Below are 21,680 nucleotides of genomic sequence, written 5' to 3' on the forward strand. Positions count from 1 at the left end.
CATTCACAAAAACAGGCAAAATGCCCGGCATAACGCCCGCAAAAACGCCGCCCTTTTGCCAAATAACCATAACGCGGGGTGGAGCAGCCCGGTAGCTCGTCAGGCTCATAACCTGAAGGCCGCAGGTTCAAATCCTGCCCCCGCAACCAAATCCATACATACAACCCTAGACGTCGTTATATAACAACGACTTCCAGGGGAAGCAGCCTACCAAAACCAAGCCCCTCCTCACTTGAGGAGGGGCTTTCGTCGTTCGGAGGCGGGCGGCGCTGGAGCGCCGCCGCCTTGCTGCTCTTCAATCGTATCGAGCGGCATCAGGCCGGTTTAAGGGTCGGGCCGACAGCCCCCTCGGAATTCCCGGCCCGCCCATGGTGACCACGCTGGAGATCTCGGGGCTGCTTGCCCGTCGCCCGCTCATACGAAGCTCCAAAGCCCGACAATCAGCAACAGGGCGACGAAACCGGCAATCGTGGTCAGCACGGTCCACGTCCTCAGCCCATCGCCGACCGAAAGCCCGCTCATGCGCGTCACGATCCAGAAACCGGGATCGTTGACATGCGACAGCGCCATGCCACCGGCTCCCATTGCCAGCGCCACGAGGGCAAGCTGGTTCGGGTTGAGTGCCGCGTTCTCGACCATCGGCGCGATAATCCCCGCCGTCGTCATCAGCGCTACCGTCGTCGGGCCTTGCGCGCCACGCAGCAACATCGTGACCAGGAAACCCATGATGACAATTGGCAGGCCGCTTGATTGCAGCAGTTTCGCCAGCGCCGGCCCGATCCCGGTCGAAACCAGCACCGAGGCGAATGCGCCTCCGGCACCGGTAATGAGGATGATGACCGCCACACCCGGCAAGGCCGATCCGAGAACTTCCGAAACTGTCGCCAAAGCCGCACCGCGCCTGACACCGAGGAGCCACGCGCAAAGCAGCACGTCGATCAGCAGCGCGACGTAAGGTATACCGAAGAACGTCAGTACGGCACGCAAGGCCGATTGCGGCTCCAGCGTCAGGGATGCAACCGTTCCGGCGAGAATGAGCAGGATCGGCAGCGCGATGAGCGTCACGACCAGCCCGACGCCCGGCGCGTGTGCGTGGCCGGGAAGCGCCGTACCGACCGGTTCCAGAAGCGCCCCTTCACGGTCTGCCGCTCTGCCTTCCAGAAGCCGTTCCCGGCCGATCTCGGCTGCAATGTCGGGCGACATCGCAAAGACGCTGCGCGTCAGCACCTTGCCGGCGAGAAACACGAAGACGGCTGTGACCGCCGCGAGAGGAAGGCCGAACATCAGCAGCGGCCGATATCGACCGGCATCAGCATGATCACCGCGACCTCGAAGAAGACGGGTATAGCGACCCCGAAGCCTGCCATCGTCAGCGCCATCGCGATGCGCCGCTCGCCGAAGCGGCGCACGAGGCCGCTCGCGAGCGCTTCCGCGCCGCCCGAAAGGTCGATCATGCGCCCGATCATCGCACCAAGCGCAATGATGACGGCGATGTGGCCGAGCGTCTTGCCCATGCCGCCCTCGACGGCGGCAACCACGTCGGTGACTTTCGTGCCTCCGGCGAGCGCGACCACTGTGGCAACCAGCAGAAGCGCGATGAAGGGATGGAGGCGAAGGATCAGGATCAAAAAAAGCAGTAGGACGATGGCGGCTACGCCAATCGAGAGCAGGGCAAACGTGGTCAATTTATTCTCCCTTGTAATATCAAATGATTATGTCTTCGGCAGGTCCTTGCGGCCGCCTTCCGCTTCCGGCGACGAGGGTCGGTTAATCCCCCATCCGATCGGCGGGCGGCGATTGCCGGGGTGCCAAGTATCCGGCCCCCAGATTGCTTGATAGGTGTCGATGCAGCGGCGCTTGGCTTGCAGCCATATGAAGATCAGCGCGTAGGCGACCCACCAACACCCGATGATCACCGCCATCCAGCGCGGGGCATCGACCAGCACCATTCCGGCGACGGTGACGCAAATCGCAACCGCCATCGCGGCCCAGCCCAGCGTCTTGTGCAGGTATTCGAAGATCACCCGCCGGAGCGTCATGTCGTAGTGATCGCCGCGCACGGTGACCGCCGTCGGCCCACCCTTGGAGCCGCGCAGCAGGCCGGAAAGAAGTTGCAGTGCGCCGATCCCAATGACCAGCCAGCCACCGACGTGATGGGCATTGGCGAGAGCCGAGCCGGCTGTGCTGCGCGCATACACCAGAGCCAGTCCGACGAGGACGAGAGCCAGGCCCGCCGCTTGCAGGCGAATATGGCAGCGCCACCAGAATTTATTGTCGAGGGACGACGGCCAGTTCTGGCGTGGCGTGACCTTCAAGAAGCGGGCGATCAGCATTCCGACAGGAAGCAGGATCGTCCACCCGACCACCATGCAGCGCGCGTGCCAATAGGCCCATGCCGGCGGCGAAACATGCGGGTGGCCTGACAGGCCGGTCAGCAGCCAATCGGACGCTGACGAGATCAGGGATGCCGTGTTGTCCACGGCTATATCCGGCACAGACCGATATCGAGCATGACTCCTCCCAAAGCTGCGATGTTATCGATAACATCGGCTATAGTAATGCATGCGGGGAGTCAATGTAGGTTATGTATTTTCGAATTATATAAGCGATTGATTATATTATAGTCGATGTGTGGCGCTTAATTCCTGAATACAAAGTCTAGTAATTTCTAGATTAGTGTTTTCATGACCTGCGTGAGGCCTGCTCGGCAAACCGCGTGCCGCGCGCAGCTTGCTCGCGCATCTCCGTCGGCCGCTCGTGTCGAGTGGGCGCCCGACGGCTCAAGGGGCCGCCCCATTGCCCGCCTTGGCAAAGGAGGGCGTTTCGGAGACCAGGAGCCTTGCCACAAAAGCCCACACTCAAACTCAGCGCCAGCTACGCCGCAAAGCGCTGCGCGGGTGGCTGCCGTAGCAACTTCCCCCGACGTCAACTGCCGTTAGACTTCCCCTCCAAATCGTTCTCGCGCGAAAGGTCAGCTTTCGCTAGACTTTGCCAAGCTTCGGGACCTTCTGACCTGCGCGGTCTTGCTATTGAAGGAAGCAACGATGAATGACGATATGCGCACACGCCTGATCAAGCTGAAGAATGAAAAGGTGGCCCACCGAAACGATCTCGCATTGTTGAAGTCGAAAGGGATCGCGGCGGATTGGGATGATGATGATGATCTTGATATCGACCGGATGATTGCCAGGGAAGACGAGGCAATCGACAATCTCGAGCGGGCGATTGCAAGATTGACTTAGGTCGCCTACGGCCGAACTACGGCGGCCTTGGCTTGTTCGCCGCGCGACGGGCGGTCTTGGCCCTCACCGAAGAAGTGTTAGGCCGCGTGGCAGCGTTCCGACCGGTTAGGCAGCGGATCGTTCCTTCTCGTCCGCATAGTATTTCGGTTTGGCCTGGCATTCGTCCCAGACCCGGATGGAGACGGCAAGTGCGGAGAGCAACAGCTTCATTTCCTCGTCATGCTTGCGCGGGTCCCCATACTCGCCTCCGATTTCGATCAGGCGCGCGAGAATCTGGTTGCTGACGGAAGACAACTCTTCCTTCGTCGAAACCGAGCCGAGACTATGAGCGATCTCGGCGCCTCGTAGGATCCGTTCATCTGCGGAGATCGGTTCCGGCTTGGTATTCGGCCGCCTTGTCCAGAGGCTTGCACTTCCGACGACCGCGCCCCCAACGACCAGAAGACCAGCCCAGAGCAGCGATGTATTGAGAACTGCATGCGTAAACATCGCGACCAATACGGTGCCGATAAGGGGTTCTACATAAGAGAAGGTGCCAAGCGCCTGTATATCTCCGCGCTTCAACCCGAAATCCCAGAAATAGATGGCCAATCCCATCGGCAGACAGCCAAGGGCTGCCATTGCGAGCCATTCCGTGCCGGTCGGGCTCACCCACTTTTCGAGGGAGAAGTGGGCGGCACCCGCGACAATCGCCGAGGCCGCATAGAATATCCCCAATGTCGATGTCGGAACGTCGGCAAGCCTGCGGGTCAGAACAGAGTAGAGCCCCCAGAGCGAAGCGGCGATCCCGATCAGCGAGAGATAGAAGACCGCTCCGTCGGACGAGTTGCCATCGCCGCCGTTGTCGATCAGGCAAAGCACGCCTGCCAGGCCCATCAGGGCACCAAGGACATGCCACCATTTCAGCTTCTCTCCCGGAAGAAGGGCCGATCCGAGGACGATCATCAGCGGCGTGGTCCCCTGGAGAAGCGCGGCCGCCGCTGGAGGAGCCTTCTGCGTGGCATAGTAGATGCAGGCGTGATAGCCGACGAGGGATCCAACGGTCAGCAGCCAGGCGCTGAGTGGCTGGCGAAACGCTAGCAGGGGATGGCTGCCCGTCACCAACCAGACCAGAGGAGACATGGCCGCTGCGAAGATGAAGGCGAGAGCCACGGTCTGAAGGGGCGGGATGGCAACCGTGTAGGTTATGAGCGTCGGTTCCGTCGCCCAGAGTATAACCCCGACGCCACCGATTGCCGACGCCACGGCTTTGTTGCCTGCCCACCTGCGCATCTATTTCACGTCCCGAGTGCGACAATCTGTTTGGCGAAGAAACCATTGAAGTGGGTTCTCATGGAGAGCGAGTAGGCGCCCATCATGCCGATCTCGATCCAGTCGCCTTCCTGGACGTCTTCCGGCAGCGTGAACGGCGCGCCGAGAACGTCGTTGGAATCGCAGGTCGGTCCCCACACCTTGAATTGCGCATTCTTCTGCGCCGTCCGGGAAGCATGCCGGATCAGGCGAAGCGGACGGTGTTCCCTTGGATGGCCGAGTTCCTGCAACGTGCCGAAGACGCCATCATTGATGAACAGATTGCGGTCGCGGCGCATCACTACCTGAACGATCGTCGTCCCGGATGTTGCGACGAGCGCGCGGCCCGGTTCGCAGAGTATGATGCAGCTGCGTGGAAAGCCGACATCGCGCATGGCGTGGACCAGCTCGCCGAAATACTGTTCGCGGCTTGCAATCTCATCGCGCGGGTAGGGCGCCGGAAAGCCGCCGCCGACGTTCAGGACGCTGAGCTCGACGCCGGCCATCTTCGCAACCTTGCCCGCCAGTCTGACGGCGTTGCCGAATGCAGCGGGAGCCAGGCACTGGGAGCCGACGTGGAATGAAATCCCGGCCTTGATGCCATGAGCGGCGATAAGCTTCAGCATCGTCACCGCGTCGTCCGGCTGCGCGCCGAATTTCGTCGAAAGGACATAGCGGGCTTCAGCGGCGCGGGTCGCGAGACGGACGGCGATGACGAGGTCCTTGCTGCCGCCGGTCTCATCGATGATCTTTCGGATCTCCTCAATGCAGTCCGCCGTATAGAAACGGATCCCGTGCTCTTCGGAGGCGGCGCGGATGGCCGGGCGGCTCTTGGCGGGGTTGTTGAAGAATTGCCCCGCCGCCTTGCCGAAGACGTTGTCGATCAGTTTGACCTCGTCAAGCGAAGCGACGTCGAAATCGGTGATGCCGGATCTAAAGAGCGTTTCCAGAACATAGGGATGCGGGTTGCACTTGACCGCGTAAAGCGCCCGGCCCGGAAAGGATTGGAAGCTTGCCGCGGCTTCGCGCAATTTGGCCGGCTCAATGCAAAAGACGGGCTCGGACGGCTTCAGATCGGCAATCACGTCGTCCACGCTCTGGTAGACCGGCAGAAGAGGCCCGACGCGGGACGCTTTTTCGATGGAGGGGAGCGCTTCCCGAATTTGTGTCTGAAGGTCCCTCGGCGAAAAACCGACGGCCGCTGACGATGCCTGCGCGTTCATTTGCTTGACCCTGTTTTGAAGATTTTTGATTTTGCTGTTGGAGAGGGTGGCGGCTAGACCGAATTGCTCTAGGCCGCCACCTCGTCGGTCTGCTTGTTGCGGTTCCAGGTGGCCATGAAGGCGGTCAGGTCATCGGCGGTCACGGGCCTGCTGAAATAGTATCCCTGGAGCTGGTCGCAGCCTTCCTGGCGGAGGAAAGCGGCCTGCTCGAGGGTTTCGACGCCCTCGGCGGTTGTGATCATGTTGAGGCTCTGGCCGAGGCTGATCACCGATTTGACGATCGCGCCGGCCTTGTCCTTGACGCTCATGTCGCTGACGAACGACTTGTCGATCTTGATCTTGTCGAAGGGGAAGGAGTTCAGATAGCCCAGCGACGAGTAGCCGGTACCGAAATCGTCCATCGCGATCTTGACGCCGAGGCCCTTGAGGCCGGTCAGGATATCGAGGGCGGCAGCGGCATCGTTGATAAGCACGTTCTCGGTGATTTCGAGTTCGAGACGGGCAGGTTCGAGACCGGTCCGCACCAGGACCTGGCGTACCGTCTCCACCAGCTCGCGGTTGCGGAACTGGACTGGCGAAAGGTTCACGGCAACGCCAAGGCCTTCCCATTCGAGTGCTTGCCGGCAAGCGGTCTCGAGAACCCATTCGCCCACCGAGATGATCAGGCCCGTCTCTTCCGCGAGCGGGATGAATTCGGCGGGGGAGACGAGGCCGCGCGTCGGGTGCCGCCAGCGCACCAGCGCCTCGACGGCAACGACGTTACGGCTTTCGAGATCGATCAGCGGCTGGTAGTGGACATCCAGCTCGTCTCTCAGGAGGGCCTGGCGGAGATCATATTCAAGCGCCTTACGCTCCTGAAGCTCAGCGTCCATCTGCGCTTCGAATATGCGGTATGTTGCGCGTCCGCCCTGCTTCGCACGGTAAAGGGCGATGTCGGCGCTCTTGAGCAGGCGTTCTGGATCACTGTCGTCGTTGCCGGCGATCGCGATCCCGATGCTCACGCCGACATGCAGGTCCTGTCCGTCGATGTTGAAGGGAGCGCGGATGACCTCGATGAGGCGCCGGCTGATCTCTTCAGCCTCCAGCGGCTGATTTACGCCAACCTGGATGATGGCGAACTCGTCGCCGCCAAGCCTTGCGACGGTATCGTGCTGACGGACGCATCCCATCAAGCGTCCCGACAATTGCTGAAGGAGGATGTCGCCGGCGCCATGGCCGAGCGTGTCGTTGACTTCCTTGAAATGATCGAGGTCGAGGCAGATGATCGAAATGCGCGAAGTCTGGTCGGCGTTGGCAGCAAGCGCCAGGTTGAGGCGTTCACGGAAGAGAACGCGGTTCGGAAGGCCGGTGAGGGCATCGTGATGCGCAAGATGGCTCGCACGCTCCTGCGCTTCCACTTCTTCGGTGATATCCGTCGCCGTGCCACGAAAACCGAGGAAGCTGCCGGCCTGGTCCACGATAGGACGCCCGGCGAGGCGGCAGATCCGGGCGCGGCCGCTCGCATCGCGATAGCAGCAGCGCAGGTCACGGAACGAGCCGCGGTCCTGCGTTTCTTCGACCAATCGGCGCCAGCCGTCGGAGTCGGCATCGCTGGAGAAGAATTGCTGGATCGTCTTGCCAAGAATGCTTGCGGCCGAGAGCCCCGTCACTTCGGTGAAGCGCGTGGAAAAGTACACAAGGTGCAGAGATTCGTCGCTTTCCCAGATCCAGTCGGAAGACGCTTCGGCAACGTCCCTGAACCGGGCCTCGCTCTCCTTGAGGGTCTGGGCGTAGGCTTCGACCGTCTTGGCCGATTGTTCCAGGGCGCTTGTCGAGCGGCGGGCGTTTCTGATGACGAGCGCGGCAAATGCCGCGAGGAATGCAAGAACGATTCCGAGCGGGGCAACGATGAAGCTGACCAGTTGGTTGCCCGGCTTGTCAGGCGACCAGGAGAGGAAACCAAGCGGCTCTTGGGCCTGAGACGTCAAGGGAATCCAGGCGCCGGCACCGAAAGGGCGGGTCGTGGAAATCTTGAGGTTTGACAACAGATAATCACGGCCTATCCGATCGAGGAACTTCTGATCCAGCCGCTTGGCAAAGACCAGCATCGTCAAATCTCTCACGTTTACCGTGCTGCGGTCGATCGAAGGCGGCAGCAGAGTGTTCGCCGCGACGAGATAGATGTCGTCGCCGGATTTGATGAGATAGGTGGTCGGGTCCGCCTGGATCGAGGCTACATGCAAGAGATCACGGAGGCCGTACGGCATCACCTGCAGCGCATCAACCTTCTGGGGCTTGCCTTCGATGACGGCGTAGACGGTCTCGCGTTTGGAATTGATGGCAAAGGCCATTTCATAGCCGAGACCTTCGTAGATATTTGCCCCGATATTGCCGTCCGTTCCGGCCCATTCCAGATCGATTTTCTCGTGGAGGTTCTTGTAGGCGTCTTCCCAGACGGCATAGTCACGAAGGTTGCGGGCAACCTCGCGCGCCTTCACCTGAAGCGCGGTCGTGGCGAGCTTCGTCGACGCTTCTACCTCAAGGTTATTTTGCTGGCGGGCGGACAGGAAGACAAAAGCGATGACGACCGTAATCGCGACAAGCATGACGCTTGCCATCGGAACGACGATCCGCTTGGTAAAATCCTTGCCGGAAAATTGCGCAAACTCAGAACGAAAAACCCGCATCTTGCCCCACCCCGTTTGAGGAAAAATGCTAAGTGGGAGATACAAATGACAGGTTAATAGTCACATTTTTCCGTGCCAATACAGTTAATAAAGAATTTCAGAGGATACTATGAGCAATAGAAGTCCCTCCAGTTGTCGCCTCTTTTGAAAATTCTTCCGGTATTCATTGCGATCCGCAGCATGCCGGCGTGATGCCATCGCATCCCTTGTGCGTTTTTTCAGGTTACTTCACTTGGCGGTGAAGAGTATCCTCGCGGATGCTTTCTAGTCTGGACCTTGTTTTTGACAATATCGAGAGGCAACCGGCATAAAAGCGCGGTTTGATTGCAAGTGCATCCGATGCACGTAGACGCAGGGGCTGTATCGCCGGTAGGATTTCCCTGGGCAGTTTACCTCAAGGCATCGCGAATTGCGTGGACAGCCGCGTGCGTGGCCCGCGTCCGATCCACACTCAGAAACTCCGGCCAGCTTGAGAGGACAACGGTCGCGAACTCGCTTTCCGGATCGATATAGATGAGTTGGCCGAAGACGCCGCGCGCCATGTAGGCTCGCCGCTCCTGGTCCTCGATCCAGAACTGGTTGTGGTAGCTGCCATTCGGGAGGGTCTGGCGATAGGTTTCTCCCAGCGGATTGGATTTTCCAAACCGAATCTCCTCGATCCAGCGCGAAGGAACAACCTGGCGGCCGCCAATATTGCCTTGCCCCAGGTGAAGCAATGCGAAGCGCGCGTAGTCGCGAAGCGTGGCATTGAAGCCGCCGTCGCCGAGTGCATATCCAGCGGGATCAACCGTGAAGTAGGCGTCTTCCTCAGCACCCATCGGCGCCCACAATTCGTGGCTGACGAGCTCGGACAGCGTTCGGCCGCTCGCTCTCTGGAGAGCGAAGGAAAGCACGTCCGTTTCGATCGAGCGATAGCGGAACGATGCTCCGTGCGGGCATTCGGCCTTCGTCAAGGTGAGGATCAGCTCCCATACCGTCTTCGGCCAATCCGGATCGTGCCCATCCTTCCAGCCGCTCGCGACATCCAACTGTGCCATGTGGGATTCCGGGGCAGTGTAGGTTTCGTCGAATACCACGCCGCTGGTCATATCCAGCACGTGTTGGACGGTGGCGCCTTTATAGGCTGTAGCTTCGAGCTCGGGGAGATATCGAGTGAGGGGAGCAGTCGGATCGATTTCGCCTCGATCAATCAGAATTCCCGCAACGGTGCCGACGATGGATTTCGCCACGGATTGAGAAAGGTGCGGCGTTCTCGCCGTCATGCCATTCAGGTATTTCTCCGCGACGACCTTTCCACGGTGCAGCACGAGAAGCGCGTCGGTGTATTGCGCTTGCATGAAATCCCGGATCGTGTGTCTGGAACCGTCAAGCTCGAACTCCAAGCGATCGATGTTCTCGGGCGCGCTGGGCAATTCCGTCGGCGCACCCGGCCCACGCCAAACCTGCGCCGTGGGCATTATCGAACGCACATTCTGGAAGGTCCAACGGTTCCACGGGGCACGATCCCAGTCCGCCCGAGGCACAAACGGGCCATCGAATCGCAAAGGGCCGCCGGATGCGAATGTCGAACTCAATTTCATCTCACTTTTCTTTCGCAATGCCTGGAAGGTTTTATCTTTGCGGCGCGGAGAAGAGCCGCCCGAACAGATTGCCCATTTCGCTCATCGTCGCGAAATTGCACGCGAATTTCAAGTCGGCTTCAATGACTGTCGGCGTGATCGGGCCAGCCTCCGGGATTGAGCGCTCCACCTGAGGGCGTTTACGCATTTAATCTATAGGCGTTATGGGTATATATTCGACGGGGGAGCTTTTGCGACCATTTAGCGGCGTCAGGCGGGCTGAGGCATCGGATGAGGAACCGCTTGAAGGCGATGCGCGTTCGATTGATCGTGCCCCGAGGAGAACTTGATGATTTATGACGTGGTGGTGGTCGGATCAGGTTTTTCGGCAATTGCGACAGTCTGCAATCTGATCGAGCTGCTGCCGCCTTCATCGAGTGTCGTCGTTATCGGCGACGATCCGGGTTTCGGACGCGGCACCGCCTATCGCACCGAGCTTTATCTGCACCGGTTGAACGTTCCGGCGGGGCGGATGAGTTTGTTTCCGGATCGGCCGGATGCCTTCGTCGAATGGCTCGGCGATCGAAAGCGGCCGTTGCGCGAAGGGGATTTCGCCTCCCGCCAGGACTACGGACTTTACGTCCGAGACACGCTTGCCGCGCTGTTGCGGAGCAAGCGCTCCCATTGCAGGGTCGATTTCATTCGCGCCAAGGCGACGGGATGCATCGAGCGCTACGGCACAATGCTTGGCTTCCTGCTCGACAACGGCGATGAGGTGGCAGGCCGCAACATCGCCCTCTGTCTCGGCGTGGGAAACGCCGCATTGCCCGTTGAGATCGCGGAACTATCCGCCGAGGCGCGCAGCCAAGTCATCAAGAACCCTTGGCGCTTGTCATGGCTGCAGCGGGTTCGAGCAAACGACCGCGTCGCCATACTTGGCTCGGGACTGACGATGATCGACCAAGTCCTGGCGCTGTACGCGCATGGCTTCAAGGGGCATATCGACGTGCTGTCCCGACGCGGTCTCATACCGCACGGTCACGCCAAGGCGCCGAAACCGGCCGCACACCTTGACCTCGACAGTCTTCCGACGAACGTCAGCGGTCTTTTGCACCGGCTACGTCGCGAAAGCCGGCAAGCGGGCGACTGGCGCAGCGTCATGGACGGGCTGCGTCCGCAGACCCAGGCGCTATGGCATCGCTTGCCGGAAATCGAGCGCCGACGGTTCCTGCGCCATGCGCTCCCGTGGTGGAACATTCACCGGCACCGTGTGGCGCCCGACGTGTTTGACCGGTTTCAGCGGATGGTGGAGAGCGGCCAGGTGTCGATCCATGCCGGCTTTCTTTCACAGATCGGAGAGGGGAGCGGCCTTACCCTCAGCTACCGCGTCAGAGGCAGCCAAGAGTTTCAGGCGCTGAAGGCAGATTGGATCGTGAATTGCACCGGCATGGAACGCGCCGGCATCTCTCACTCACCGCTGCTGCGCGAGATGCTGAAGCAACGCCTGATCGAGGCCGACCAACTCGGCCTCGGCATCGCTGTCGATCCGCAATCGCGCGTCCTTCGCGGGGGAACCAGCGATCCGACGACCTACGCCGTCGGCGCTTTGACGGCCGGTCAGTTCTGGGAGATCACCGCGGTTCCCGATATCCGTGTCCAGGCAAGGAAAGTTGCCAGTTCGATAGTGGCCCCCGAGCCTTGACGCGTCTAGCCATCTGAAACGGTCAAAGCTTGCCCTTCCAAGGCACGAGCAATGTTTCCAGAGAGCGTATGGCGGCGGAGAAGGCGAAGGCGCATATGGCGATGATGCCGATGCCGACGAAAACGACGTCGGTTGCCAGGAATTGCGAAGCCGACATGATCATGAAACCGATCCCGCGCGTGGAGGCGATCAGTTCGGCGGCGACCAGCGTGCCCCAGCCGACGCCCAACGCGATGCGAATGCCGGTGAGAATCTCAGGCAAGGCAGACGGCAGCACGATGTCGAGGAAGAGCTGCAGGCGGTTCGCGCCAAGCGAGCGCGCGGCGTTTACCCGTTCGATCGGCAATGACCGAACGCCCGCCTGCGCGGCAAGGCAGATAGGCGCGAACATCGCAAGCACGAGGAGCGTGATCTTCGACGTCTCGCCGATCCCGAGCCAGATGATCATCAGCGGCAGGTAGGAGAGCGGCGGCAGCGGCCAGTAGAACTCGATGGGCGTGTCAAGGATGCCCTTTGCCCAGCGGTTGAGCCCCATCAGCAGGCCCAGCGGAATACCGAGGGTGATGGCGATCGTTGCCGCGGCAACGATGCGAAACAGACTGGCGTAGACGTGCTCCCCGAGCGAGGCGCCCGCATAGCCATCGCGATAGACGACCGCCACCTGCCGCAGGACTTCGTCCGGGCGTGGCAGAAACAGGTGCGGAACGATGGCGAGCTCCGAAACCACCCACCACAACGCCAGGATGGCAAGGCCGGTGATCACGCTGATGGCGACCGTCGGACGTTCGCCGACGCCGAAGCTCGCCATCTTGACGAGCCGGACATTGTCCTGCGGCTGCCTGGCGGTGATCGTCGGGGCGTGTGTTATTTCGCTCATGCGGCGCTCCTGAAGTCTTCGGCCCGATGCAGGATGGCGCGTATCTCCTCGCGCAGCTCGGCGAATTCCGGCGAAGCCTTTATCGCGCCGGCATCACCCGTCTCGGCAAAGCGTTTGACGAAATCGAGTTCGAAGCGGGCAACGACGCGCCCCGGCCTCGGAGACATCACCAGCACCTGCGTGCCGAGAAACAAGGCTTCCTCGATCGAATGGGTGATGAAGAAGATCTTCTTCGCGGTTCGGTGCCAGACGGAGACCAACAGCTCCTGCATCTGCTCGCGCGTGAGACTGTCGAGCGCCCCGAACGGCTCGTCCATGAGGAGAATATCCGGGTCGGTCGCCAGAGCGCGCGCGATGCCGACACGCTGGCGCATGCCGCCCGACAGTTCGTAAGGAAACGCGCCGGCAAACTCGTCGAGACCGACAAGGCGAAGCAGTTCCTGCGCCCGCCCCTGACGTTCTCTTCGTTTCACGCCGGCAAATTTGAGGCCGAGGGCAACGTTGTCCACGACCGATTTCCAGGGCAGGAGCGAATCCTTTTGGAAGACCACGCCGCGATCGGCCCCAGGGCGGTCAACGCCGCGTCCGTCAAGCGTTATCCTGCCATCCGAAAGCGGCAGAAAGCCCGCGATGGCATTCAGAAGCGTGGACTTGCCGCATCCGGATGCCCCGAGCGCGACCACGAAACCACGGTCGGGAATATCGAAAGACACGCGATCGAGCGCATGAACGGTGCGCCCGTCGCGTGCTGAAAAGAAAACGCTGGCATGATCGACTTTAAGCATCTTGCACCTCATGCGGTCGACACCGGCGCGCCTGCCGTATCGTTGGCGCGCCGGCGTCCGGGAGGATCAGTTGGTTGCGGTGGCAAGCGCTTCGGCGGTGACGAACGCTCCGTAGTTCGGCAATACCTCCGACACCTTGCCCTGTTCCTTCAGAAACGAGGCGGTGTCCTTGAGGATCTTTGCGGCACCCGCGCTCTCGCCGCCGCCGAGCCAGGCGTTCGAGGCCTGCGCGTCGGGCGTAAGGAGGGTGAGGTTCTTCAGCGCGGCAGCCTGCTGCTCAGGGGTTCCGCCGAGAAGTTTGGCAAGGGCCTTGGCGTTGTCGCTTTCCGGACCCCAAGCTGCTTTATCCGCTGTGAAAGATGCATAGTATTTGTTGGTGACGGTCGCGAAACCCTTCAGGAATTCGGGGCTGTCCTTGGCAAACTTCGAGGTTGCGACCCATGCGGAGAATGTCGGTGCGCCCTTGTCGGCGACCTCCTTCGACGTGACGAGGACCTTGCCGTTCTTCTTCAGTTCGGTCAGCGCCGGGTCCCAGACGAAGCCGCCGTCGATGTCGCCGCGGTTATAGCTTGCGACGATTTCCGGCTGTGGGATCGCGAAAACCTGGACGTCCTTTTCCGAGAGACCGAGCGACTTGATGAGAGCCAGAAGCTGATAGTGGTCGGTCGATACCGGCGCTGCGGCAAGCTTCTTGCCCTTCAGGTCGTTCAGGGTCTCGATACCGGAACCGTTGCGGACGACCAGAGCTTCGTCGATGCCCGAGATCGAAGAGAGATAGAAGGCCTTGATATCAAGGCCGCGCGAGGCGGCGGCCGCAAACGGGCTCGAGCCCACGTAGCCGACCTCCACATCACCAGAGGCGATCGCCGCAAAGATCTCCGCACCGGAATTGAACCTGCGGAAGTCGATGTCGTAGCCCGTGGCCTTGGCATATTCGCCGTTCGCGATTGCGACCGAAGATGGAAGCGCATCCGTCTGGTAGCCGATGACCACCTTCTTGTCGGCCGCTTCGGAATGGCCCGCAATCGTCAGACTGCTTACGCCGACTGCAATCGCAGCGAGGAGATTCTTGATGTTCATGACTTGCCCCTTTTTGAAGAAGGCGCCCTCGGCGGCCTTCGATCCGACAATTGGGATCATAGACACCGAGACAGGCAGGCAAGAGAAATAGTAAACTAATTTTATAGAGTATAATGACAATAGTTTGCCCGGAAAGAATGACGCTCGCTACCTGAAGCGTGGGCTTGCCGTATCGCCAGCTTCCGATGATCGAGAAGCGGTTAGAGTGCCGATCTCAGCTCAAGATAGTGTTCCGTCAATCTCGTCAGGCTAAAAGCCCTGTTGAGACCACTTGGATTTGGCAGCACCCAGACGGAGGCACCCGCGAACGCGTCCGGTTGCCAACCCCAATCGACATCGGCTCGCAGACTGATCGCGGCGTATGCCGCCTTTCCCAGAAATGCCAAATTCGCCGGTGCAAACGCTCGTATTTTGCTTTCCAGTACTGGCGCCGCGCTCACGTAATCCTTGCTCACAAGCTCGCTGGCACGCCTTGTGGGACGCGGGACAGCCGATGTCAGGCCGCAGCCATATCGCAATATCTCGCGTTCCTCATCCGCTCGCAGCAAGCGGGGTGTGTATCCGACCAGATGCAACACTTTCCAGAAACGGTTGCTCGGATTTGAGAAGTTGTGCCCGTCTCGGGCAGCCGAAAGCGCCGGATTCAACCCGCAGAAAACGACGGAAAGACCGGGCGCCAGTATTTCTGACAGTCCCGCAGTCTGCGGCGTGATGTCGGTCTGGCCATCGATGTCCGTTGCTGTGGTATAGTCCTGCATTGTAAAATTCCGCTTGTGTTCAGTTAGTCCGGTCAGGATACGGCCCGGCCGCGGTCAGCAGCAACTGATGCGAAGGTATCGGCGACACTATCGCATAATTGATCGAAGCGGCCTTTGGTCGTTCTCTGCTAGAAGAAAAACGAGACCCGACGCTGGAGGCGAAGTCGTCCTGGGACGGTCCCGAAATTGTGGCGACGACCCTCGGAGACAAATGTGATGGTGCGCCTGTTATCCGTCAATGTTGGCCTGCCGCGTGACGTCGTTTGGCAGGTCAAGACCGTCAATACCTCGATCTGGAAGGTACCCGTGGATGGCCCGCGCATGGTGCGTCGGCTGAACATCGACGGCGACAAGCAGGCGGACCTCGCTGGCCATGGCGGCGAACGGCGTGCGGTGTTTGTCTACCAGATGGATTCCTATCGTTACTGGGAACAGCATCTGGGCCGAAACGATTTCGTCTACGGGCAGTTTGGCGAGAATTTCACAATCGACGGCTTGCCGGACGCGGAGGTGTGTATCGGAGACCGCTACCGCATCGGCGGCGCGTTGTTCGAGGTGACCCAGCCGCGCGTCACCTGCTATCGACTGGGGATACGCATGGACGTGCCTGAGATGGCGGCGCTTGTGGTCACGCACGACAGACCCGGTTTCTATTTCCGTGTGCTTGAGGAAGGGGAAGTCCAGGCGGGCGACGAGGTCACGCAGGTTGCGTCCGGCCCCGAAGGCATGACGGTATGCGAGATCAATTCGCTCCTTTACAAGCCCGGTCATCCGCGCGACCGGCTTGAGCGCGCTCTGCGGATTCCGGCGTTAAGCGCGGGCTGGCGAAGTTCCTTCGAGGCGCTTCTGGCTCAGGCGGAAAAGAGCGGAACGATCGCCGGAAACGCCGGGCTGACGGGGCCGTCGGCTCCGCCTCCGGCATGGCGCGGGTTTCGCCCGCTGCGTGTATCGAGCAAAGTTCGGGAGAGCGACAATGTGGTCTCCCTCGTGCTCGAGCCGACAGACGGGCAACCGGTGGCCGCTGCCCTGGCTGGTCAGTTTGTTGTTCTCCGGCTCGGATCACAGTCCGCGCCGGCGATGTTGCGCAGCTATTCCCTGTCCGGGAAACCTGGCGACACGCACTACCGTGTCAGCGTCAAGCGCGAAACCCACGGAGCGGCAAGCGGCTTTATAAACGACGAGCTGAAGGTTGGCGATGTCGTGCAGGCGAGCGCGGCGCGCGGGAGTTTTACGCTGCGGCCGGGCGACACGCCCGTTGTCCTGGTGAGTGCCGGGATCGGTGTGACGCCGGTGCTTGCAATGCTTCATGCATTGGCAGCCGAGGCATCGACCAGAGAAATCTGGTGGCTGCATGGCACCCGCAACGGTCGCGAGCACGCGTTCGCCGGCGAGGCATGCGGACTGCTTGAAGCGCTCGTCCATGGCCACAGCCACATTCGCTACAGCGCGCCTAGGCAAGACGATCGGCCGGGCATCGATTTCGACTCTCCCGGCCGCCTCGACGTGCAGGCGCTCGATAGCCTCGGCCTGCCGCGCAACGGTGATTTCTATATCTGCGGTCCCACGGCATTCATGGACGACCTGAAAGCTGGACTTCTCGGCCTCGGCGTCACTCCAGATCGCATCCACACCGAAGCCTTCGGAGCGGGACCATCGATCACGCCTGGCGTCGCTGCCGTGCCGCACCGGCCTGCGCATTTGCCGTCGGGGCCGGCTGGCTCGGGAGCGATGGTTTCGTTCGCCCGAACCGGTCTCAATGTGCGCTGGGATCCGACGTTTCACAGCCTGCTCGATCTCGCGGAAGCATGTGACGTGCCCGTGCGGTGGTCCTGCCGAACGGGGGTGTGTCACACTTGCGAGACGGGGCTCGTTTCGGGAGAGGTTGCCTACCGGCCAGACCCTGTGGACGCTGCGGCTGACGGCAATTTGCTGCTCTGCTGCTCGCAGCCGAAGGGCGACGTCGTGATTGATTTGTAGCCGGCCGAGCTCCGGTTACCGAGCCGCGCAAGAAAGTCGAGGACTTCAAATGAGATCTGACATCGTTCCAGGCGCCGTTTTCCCGGATTATGAGTTGAGCGATCATACCGGAAAGCATCGAAAACTCTCCGAACTGCAAGGGCAGCAGCCGATGGTGCTCGTGCTCAGCCGCGGCAGCTTCTGTCCGAAGGACCGGCGTCAGGCCGAGGGACTGCTGCAGCTCCATCGCGAGATGGAAGTGGGCTACTGCAGGCTGGTCACAATCAGCACCGACAACATCACGGCCACCCACGAATTTCGCAGCGGCGTCGGCGCGCACTGGCCCTTTCTTTCCGATCCGCGACGCATCATCCAGAAGGATCTCGACATCGCGGAATATACCGACCCGGTCCATGACCCCATGATCCCGCATGTGATGGTGCTGGAGCCCGGTCTCGTCATTTACAAGGTCTACAACGGCTACTGGTTCTTCGGCCGACCGACCGTGGAAGATCTGCGCCAGGACCTGCGGGCGGTCTGCCAGAAATGTTTTCCGGACTGGGATATCACCCGGCCTGAGCTTAGAGCCGCATGGCAACAGGGCCGCAAGGAGCTTTTCTATCCCTACGGCAAATCCTTCGTACAAACGCTCAGCGACCAGGATTGAAAGCAGCGGGCCAGTGCCGCCGAAGGCCACGTCGAAATCGGCACCAAAGTTCGATTGGAGTACGCCGCAAAAGGACCTATCCTCCAGTGCCTCCTCTTCCAATTCTACCAGCCTCGACCGATCGATCCGCCAACAACCACGGGCATTCTATCCATGACCAAAGGTTCTGATCTCCTAGTGGCCGCGCTTGAGAACGAAGGTGTCGACCGCATCTTCGGCATTCCCGGCGAAGAAAACCTCGATGTCGTCGAATCCATCCGAAATTCCTCGATCCAGTTGGTGCTGACCCGCCACGAACAGGCGGCAGCTTTCATGGCGGCGACCTACGGCCGCCTGACCGGCAAGCCGGGCGTCTGCCTGACGACGCTCGGGCCGGGCGCTCTCAATCTATCGACCGGGGCGGCATACGCGCTGCTGGGTGCGATGCCGATGGTGATGATCACGGGCCAGAAGGGCGTCCTTTCGTCTCGGCAGGCGCGGTTTCAGGTGGTCGACGTCGTCGCGTCGATGAAGCCGCTCACCAAGCTGGCGCGGCAGATCGTTTCGCCGCAGATGATCCCGACGACGGTCCGGGAGGCGTTCCGCATCGCCCAGGAGGAGAGGCCGGGACCGGTACATCTCGAACTGCCGGAAGACATCGCGGCAGAGGAATGCCAGGAGATGGCGCTCATTGCTCCGCACCAACTCGAGCTGCCGACGGCAAGCGACGCCGCACTCGATCGTGCCGCCGCGCTCATCACCGCCGCGAAACGGCCGCTGCTCATGTTCGGCGCCGCCGCCTCCCGTCCCCGCTCCACGTCTGATATCGCCGAGTTCGTCATTCGCACCCGCATCCCATTCTTCACAACTCAGATGGGCAAGGGGACGGTGCCGGGGGGAACCGAGCTCTATATGGGTACCGCGGCGCTGTCCGAGCGCGATTATGTTCACGAGGCGATCGAGCAGGCGGACCTGATCATCACCATCGGCCACGACACGATCGAGAAGCCACCGTTCATCATGGGCAAGGGCGGCCCCAAGGTGGTCCATGTGGGCTATCAGCCCGCAACCGTCGAGCAGGTCTATTTCCCGCAATCCGAGGTCATCGGCGACATCGGACCATCGCTGAAAGGGCTGGCAGATCGTATCGAGGGCAGGCTACCGAATGCGTCGGCTCTTCTGCATCTTCGTGAGCGGATTCTCGAGCGCATTGCAGCGCGGGCGACTGAAGATCGCTTCACTCCACAACGCCTGGTTCACGATATCCGGGAGGTTATGCCGCACGACGGCATCCTCGCGCTCGACAACGGCATGTATAAAATCTGGTTTGCGCGGAACTACCGGACGCGAATGGCGAATACGCTGCTGCTCGACAACGCGCTTGCAACCATGGGAGCCGGGCTTCCCTCGGCGATGGCCGCCTCGATGCTCTATCCGGAGCGTCGGGTGATGGCGATCTGCGGCGATGGCGGCTTCATGATGAACTCGCAGGAACTCGAAACCGCTGTCCGGCTGAAGCTCAACCTCGTGGTTCTCGTGATCGAGGACAACGCCTACGGGATGATCCGCTGGAAACAGGCCGTGGATGAGTTCCCGGATTTCGGGATGACCTTCGGCAATCCGGATTTCGTGAAATATGCGCAATCCTATGGTGCCAAGGGAACCAGGGTCGATGACATCGGTCAACTGAAGCAGGCGCTTGAAGACGCCTTTTCGGGAGGCGGCGTGCATCTGGTCAACGTACCCGTCGACTATTCGGAGAATGAACGCGTGCTTGTAAAGGAGCTGCGGGAGCGGCTTCCGGCGATCCTGGAGGACTGAGATGTCGCTTTCATTGAAGGTCTACCAGGCATTTGATCGCGAACTGATCGGGGAAGTTCCCGCCGACGATGCCGACGCCGTCGAACGCAAGCTTGACCTCGCCTCGAAAGCTTTCGCCGACCGTGACGGCTGGCTGCCAGCGCATCAGAGGACGGCGATCCTTAGAAAGGCGTCGGCGCTTCTGCATGAACACCGCGACCGCTTTGCCATGATGATTGCGCGCGAAGGCGGCAAGCCTCTCACGGATGCCATCATCGAGGTCACCCGCGGCATCGACGGCCTTCTCAACGCGGCGGACGAGCTTCGCAATTTTGGCGGCAAGGAGATCCCGATGGGCCTCACGGCTGCCAGCGCCAACCGGTGGGCCTTCACCACCAAGGAGCCGATCGGCGTGGTGGCGGCGATATCGGCGTTCAACCATCCGCTCAACCTCATCATCCACCAGATAGCGCCCGCGGTCGCCGTCGGCTGCCCGGTGATCATAAAACCCGCGGCGACCACGCCCATTTCCTGCATCGAGATTGTCAAGCTGTTCTGGGAGGCTGGGCTGGACGAACGCTGGTGCCAGACGTTGATCACAGAGGACAACGCGCTTGCCGAGCGTTTTGCGACCGATCCGCGCGTCGCGTTTCTGAGCTTCATCGGCTCTGCAAAGGTCGGCTGGTACCTCAAAGGCAAGCTGCCGCCGGGTACGCGATGCGCGCTGGAGCACGGCGGAGCCGCACCCGTCATCGTCGACCGCAGCGCAAAGGTCGATGCGATCGTCGGTACGATCGTCAAAGGCGGCTACTATCACGCGGGGCAGGTCTGTGTGTCGGCACAGCGCCTCTTCGTGCACGAGGACATTCTAACCACGTTCACGGACGCTCTCGCCGCCAAGGTTGGCGCCCTTCGTGTCGGTGACCCCACATTTAAGGAAACCGAGGTCGGCCCGCTCATACTGCCAAGAGAGGTGGAGCGTGTCGCAAGCTGGATCAAGGAGGCGACGGACGCCGGAACCGAAGAGATCGGAGGCGGGCGGATGTCGGAGACGACGCTTCTGCCGTCGGTCCTCGTAAACCCGCCCGCCGACGCCAAGGTATCGCGTCTCGAGGTGTTCGGACCGCTCACCTGCGTCTACGGCTATAGTGAGCTCCGTGACGCGATCCGCATCGCCAACTCGCTTCCATATGCGTTTCAGGCGAGCGTCTTTTCCTCCGACATTGCGGTCGCTCTCACGGCTGCCAGGCATCTCGATGCGTCGGCCGTTCTCGTGAACGACCACACGGCATTCCGGACCGACTGGATGCCTTTCGCTGGACGCAGACAGTCGGGCTATGGCGTCGGCGGCATTCCATGGACGATGGAAGAGATGGCCGAGGACAAGATGGTGGTATTCAACCACGTCACGTAGCTCTCCAACAATCGCTCCCCCTGACCAACATGTCGTCCGCACGCGGGCTTTCGGTGCTCGCGGCGCAATCGCGGCGCTTCACGTTTCGGTGTTCTCACCGCCAGGGGTGTAACAAGATCGCTTCCGATCTCGTATCTCGTTATGGACACGAACCCGTCCGGCCACGGAGAAGAGAGCAATGCTCAATCGACGCCTACTACTTGTTACCGCGGGGCTTGGCGCCCTCGGTCTCCGCTTCGGCCTTTGCACGCAAAGTGCAAGCGCCGCCGAAACCTTTGCCGTCACCCATACGGACGAGCAATGGCAAAAGCTGCTCACGGCCGACCAGTATTCCGTGCTCAGGAAGGAGGGGACCGAATACCCTTTCTCAAGTCCTCTGCTAAACGAGCATGGAACGGGCAACTTCGCCTGTGCCGGCTGTAACCAGGATGCGTTCTCCTCGACCACCAAGTTCGAGAGCGGCACAGGATGGCCGAGCTTCTGGGCACCGCTTGACGGGGCCGTCGCGACGTCGGGAGACGCCTCGGCCGGCATGGTTCGCACGGAAGTCCATTGCAGCCGCTGCGGCGGCCATCTTGGCCATGTCTTCGACGACGGCCCGAAGCCGACGGGCTTGCGCTACTGCATGAACGGCGTCGCCATGAAATTCCATAGGGCTTCGGCCTAGTAGAAATAGAGACAC

The 21,680-nt window shown here is 60.9% G+C and carries 18 protein-coding genes and 1 tRNA gene; 8 read left to right on the forward strand and 11 right to left on the reverse strand.

The genetic code is table 11. The annotated features are described in order from the left end of the window. Nucleotides 1–72: 72 nt before the first annotated feature. Nucleotides 73–149 (forward strand) — tRNA-Met (locus AB4048_RS21970). A 265-nt stretch (nt 150–414) separates the two neighbouring features. Here the strand turns inward: AB4048_RS21970 and AB4048_RS21975 are convergent. Genes AB4048_RS21975 through AB4048_RS21985 form a run of 3 tightly spaced genes read right to left on the reverse strand, consistent with a single transcriptional unit; the run spans nt 415 to nt 2,480 of the window. Beyond that, complete coding sequence (locus tag AB4048_RS21975; protein ID WP_442204111.1) at nt 415–1,284, reverse strand: GntT/GntP/DsdX family permease; 870 nt, start codon at nt 1,282–1,284, stop codon at nt 415–417. Next, complete coding sequence (locus tag AB4048_RS21980) at nt 1,284–1,685, reverse strand: GntT/GntP/DsdX family permease (RefSeq protein ID WP_442204112.1); 402 nt, start codon at nt 1,683–1,685, stop codon at nt 1,284–1,286. Before AB4048_RS21980 ends, AB4048_RS21975 begins: the two co-directional genes overlap by 1 nt. Nucleotides 1,686–1,712: 27 nt before the next feature. Next, the gene (locus AB4048_RS21985) at nt 1,713–2,480 is read right to left on the reverse strand and encodes a cytochrome b561 domain-containing protein (RefSeq protein WP_442204113.1); all 768 of its coding nucleotides are present in this window, start codon (nt 2,478–2,480) and stop codon (nt 1,713–1,715) included. A gap of 564 nt (nt 2,481–3,044) precedes the next feature. Between AB4048_RS21985 and AB4048_RS21990 the strand changes: the two genes are divergently transcribed. After that, nucleotides 3,045–3,242, forward strand: coding sequence for a hypothetical protein (locus AB4048_RS21990; protein WP_442204114.1), 198 nt, complete (start codon nt 3,045–3,047; stop codon nt 3,240–3,242). 105 nt (nt 3,243–3,347) lie between these two features. On the opposite strand, the gene AB4048_RS21995 is transcribed toward AB4048_RS21990, so the two are convergent. The 4 genes from AB4048_RS21995 to AB4048_RS22010 all read right to left on the reverse strand — a co-directional run bounded on the left by AB4048_RS21995 (nt 3,348) and on the right by AB4048_RS22010 (nt 10,001). Beyond that, nucleotides 3,348–4,514: a DMT family transporter gene (locus tag AB4048_RS21995; RefSeq protein WP_442204115.1), complete on the reverse strand. Its 1,167-nt coding sequence runs from the start codon at nt 4,512–4,514 to the stop codon at nt 3,348–3,350. Nucleotides 4,515–4,519: 5 nt separating this feature from the next. Beyond that, nucleotides 4,520–5,755, reverse strand: coding sequence for a type III PLP-dependent enzyme (locus tag AB4048_RS22000; protein ID WP_442204116.1), 1,236 nt, complete (start codon nt 5,753–5,755; stop codon nt 4,520–4,522). A gap of 68 nt (nt 5,756–5,823) precedes the next feature. Continuing rightward, nucleotides 5,824–8,421: a bifunctional diguanylate cyclase/phosphodiesterase gene (locus AB4048_RS22005; protein ID WP_442204117.1), complete on the reverse strand. Its 2,598-nt coding sequence runs from the start codon at nt 8,419–8,421 to the stop codon at nt 5,824–5,826. Nucleotides 8,422–8,810: 389 nt separating this feature from the next. Continuing rightward, a complete protein-coding gene (locus AB4048_RS22010) occupies nt 8,811–10,001 on the reverse strand; it encodes a serine hydrolase domain-containing protein (protein ID WP_442204118.1) in 1,191 nt (396 codons plus the stop codon). 328 nt (nt 10,002–10,329) lie between these two features. Between AB4048_RS22010 and AB4048_RS22015 the strand changes: the two genes are divergently transcribed. Continuing rightward, nucleotides 10,330–11,682, forward strand: coding sequence for an FAD/NAD(P)-binding protein (locus AB4048_RS22015; protein WP_442204119.1), 1,353 nt, complete (start codon nt 10,330–10,332; stop codon nt 11,680–11,682). Nucleotides 11,683–11,704: 22 nt separating this feature from the next. On the opposite strand, the gene AB4048_RS22020 is transcribed toward AB4048_RS22015, so the two are convergent. The 4 genes from AB4048_RS22020 to mug form a co-directional block, all read right to left on the reverse strand. Further along, complete coding sequence (locus AB4048_RS22020; RefSeq protein WP_442204120.1) at nt 11,705–12,559, reverse strand: ABC transporter permease subunit; 855 nt, start codon at nt 12,557–12,559, stop codon at nt 11,705–11,707. Further along, nucleotides 12,556–13,344, reverse strand: a complete 789-nt coding sequence (locus AB4048_RS22025) for a taurine ABC transporter ATP-binding protein (RefSeq protein WP_442204121.1) — start codon at nt 13,342–13,344, stop codon at nt 12,556–12,558. Before AB4048_RS22025 ends, AB4048_RS22020 begins: the two co-directional genes overlap by 4 nt. A gap of 66 nt (nt 13,345–13,410) precedes the next feature. Then, the gene (tauA, locus tag AB4048_RS22030; protein WP_442204122.1) at nt 13,411–14,424 is read right to left on the reverse strand and encodes a taurine ABC transporter substrate-binding protein; all 1,014 of its coding nucleotides are present in this window, start codon (nt 14,422–14,424) and stop codon (nt 13,411–13,413) included. Between the two features lie 200 nt (nt 14,425–14,624). Beyond that, a complete protein-coding gene (gene mug, locus AB4048_RS22035) occupies nt 14,625–15,182 on the reverse strand; it encodes a G/U mismatch-specific DNA glycosylase (RefSeq protein WP_442204123.1) in 558 nt (185 codons plus the stop codon). Between the two features lie 216 nt (nt 15,183–15,398). Between mug and AB4048_RS22040 the strand changes: the two genes are divergently transcribed. From AB4048_RS22040 to msrB, 5 genes are all read left to right on the forward strand, one after another. Beyond that, nucleotides 15,399–17,159, forward strand: a complete 1,761-nt coding sequence (locus tag AB4048_RS22040) for an MOSC domain-containing protein (RefSeq protein ID WP_442204124.1) — start codon at nt 15,399–15,401, stop codon at nt 17,157–17,159. A gap of 49 nt (nt 17,160–17,208) precedes the next feature. Then, nucleotides 17,209–17,805 carry a redoxin domain-containing protein gene (locus tag AB4048_RS22045; protein ID WP_442204125.1) on the forward strand — a complete coding sequence of 199 codons (597 nt, stop codon included), beginning with the start codon at nt 17,209–17,211 and terminating at the stop codon, nt 17,803–17,805. 153 nt (nt 17,806–17,958) lie between these two features. Beyond that, nucleotides 17,959–19,605: an acetolactate synthase large subunit gene (locus AB4048_RS22050; RefSeq protein ID WP_442204126.1), complete on the forward strand. Its 1,647-nt coding sequence runs from the start codon at nt 17,959–17,961 to the stop codon at nt 19,603–19,605. A 1-nt stretch (nt 19,606) separates the two neighbouring features. Continuing rightward, the gene (locus tag AB4048_RS22055; RefSeq protein WP_442204127.1) at nt 19,607–20,998 is read left to right on the forward strand and encodes an aldehyde dehydrogenase family protein; all 1,392 of its coding nucleotides are present in this window, start codon (nt 19,607–19,609) and stop codon (nt 20,996–20,998) included. A 178-nt stretch (nt 20,999–21,176) separates the two neighbouring features. Further along, nucleotides 21,177–21,665 carry a peptide-methionine (R)-S-oxide reductase MsrB gene (gene msrB / locus AB4048_RS22060; RefSeq protein ID WP_442204128.1) on the forward strand — a complete coding sequence of 163 codons (489 nt, stop codon included), beginning with the start codon at nt 21,177–21,179 and terminating at the stop codon, nt 21,663–21,665. Nucleotides 21,666–21,680 lie beyond the last annotated feature (15 nt).

The organism is Rhizobium sp. RAF56 (assembly GCF_052113965.1).
Taxonomy (GTDB): domain Bacteria; phylum Pseudomonadota; class Alphaproteobacteria; order Rhizobiales; family Rhizobiaceae; genus Rhizobium.

What these genes read in the sequence shown, in the direction of transcription:
- AB4048_RS21975 (WP_442204111.1), bottom strand. Translation starts at nt 1,284, where the DNA reads ATGTTCGGCCTTCCTCTCGCGGCGGTCACAGCCGTCTTCGTGTTTCTC.
- AB4048_RS21990 (WP_442204114.1), top strand. Translation starts at nt 3,045, where the DNA reads ATGAATGACGATATGCGCACACGCCTGATCAAGCTGAAGAATGAAAAG.
- AB4048_RS21995 (WP_442204115.1), bottom strand. Translation starts at nt 4,514, where the DNA reads ATGCGCAGGTGGGCAGGCAACAAAGCCGTGGCGTCGGCAATCGGTGGC.
- AB4048_RS22000 (WP_442204116.1), bottom strand. Translation starts at nt 5,755, where the DNA reads ATGAACGCGCAGGCATCGTCAGCGGCCGTCGGTTTTTCGCCGAGGGAC.
- AB4048_RS22005 (WP_442204117.1), bottom strand. Translation starts at nt 8,421, where the DNA reads ATGCGGGTTTTTCGTTCTGAGTTTGCGCAATTTTCCGGCAAGGATTTT.
- AB4048_RS22010 (WP_442204118.1), bottom strand. Translation starts at nt 10,001, where the DNA reads ATGAAATTGAGTTCGACATTCGCATCCGGCGGCCCTTTGCGATTCGAT.
- AB4048_RS22015 (WP_442204119.1), top strand. Translation starts at nt 10,330, where the DNA reads ATGATTTATGACGTGGTGGTGGTCGGATCAGGTTTTTCGGCAATTGCG.
- AB4048_RS22020 (WP_442204120.1), bottom strand. Translation starts at nt 12,559, where the DNA reads ATGAGCGAAATAACACACGCCCCGACGATCACCGCCAGGCAGCCGCAG.
- AB4048_RS22025 (WP_442204121.1), bottom strand. Translation starts at nt 13,344, where the DNA reads ATGCTTAAAGTCGATCATGCCAGCGTTTTCTTTTCAGCACGCGACGGG.
- tauA (WP_442204122.1), bottom strand. Translation starts at nt 14,424, where the DNA reads ATGAACATCAAGAATCTCCTCGCTGCGATTGCAGTCGGCGTAAGCAGT.
- mug (WP_442204123.1), bottom strand. Translation starts at nt 15,182, where the DNA reads ATGCAGGACTATACCACAGCAACGGACATCGATGGCCAGACCGACATC.
- AB4048_RS22040 (WP_442204124.1), top strand. Translation starts at nt 15,399, where the DNA reads ATGGTGCGCCTGTTATCCGTCAATGTTGGCCTGCCGCGTGACGTCGTT.
- AB4048_RS22045 (WP_442204125.1), top strand. Translation starts at nt 17,209, where the DNA reads ATGAGATCTGACATCGTTCCAGGCGCCGTTTTCCCGGATTATGAGTTG.
- AB4048_RS22050 (WP_442204126.1), top strand. Translation starts at nt 17,959, where the DNA reads ATGACCAAAGGTTCTGATCTCCTAGTGGCCGCGCTTGAGAACGAAGGT.
- AB4048_RS22055 (WP_442204127.1), top strand. Translation starts at nt 19,607, where the DNA reads ATGTCGCTTTCATTGAAGGTCTACCAGGCATTTGATCGCGAACTGATC.
- msrB (WP_442204128.1), top strand. Translation starts at nt 21,177, where the DNA reads ATGCTCAATCGACGCCTACTACTTGTTACCGCGGGGCTTGGCGCCCTC.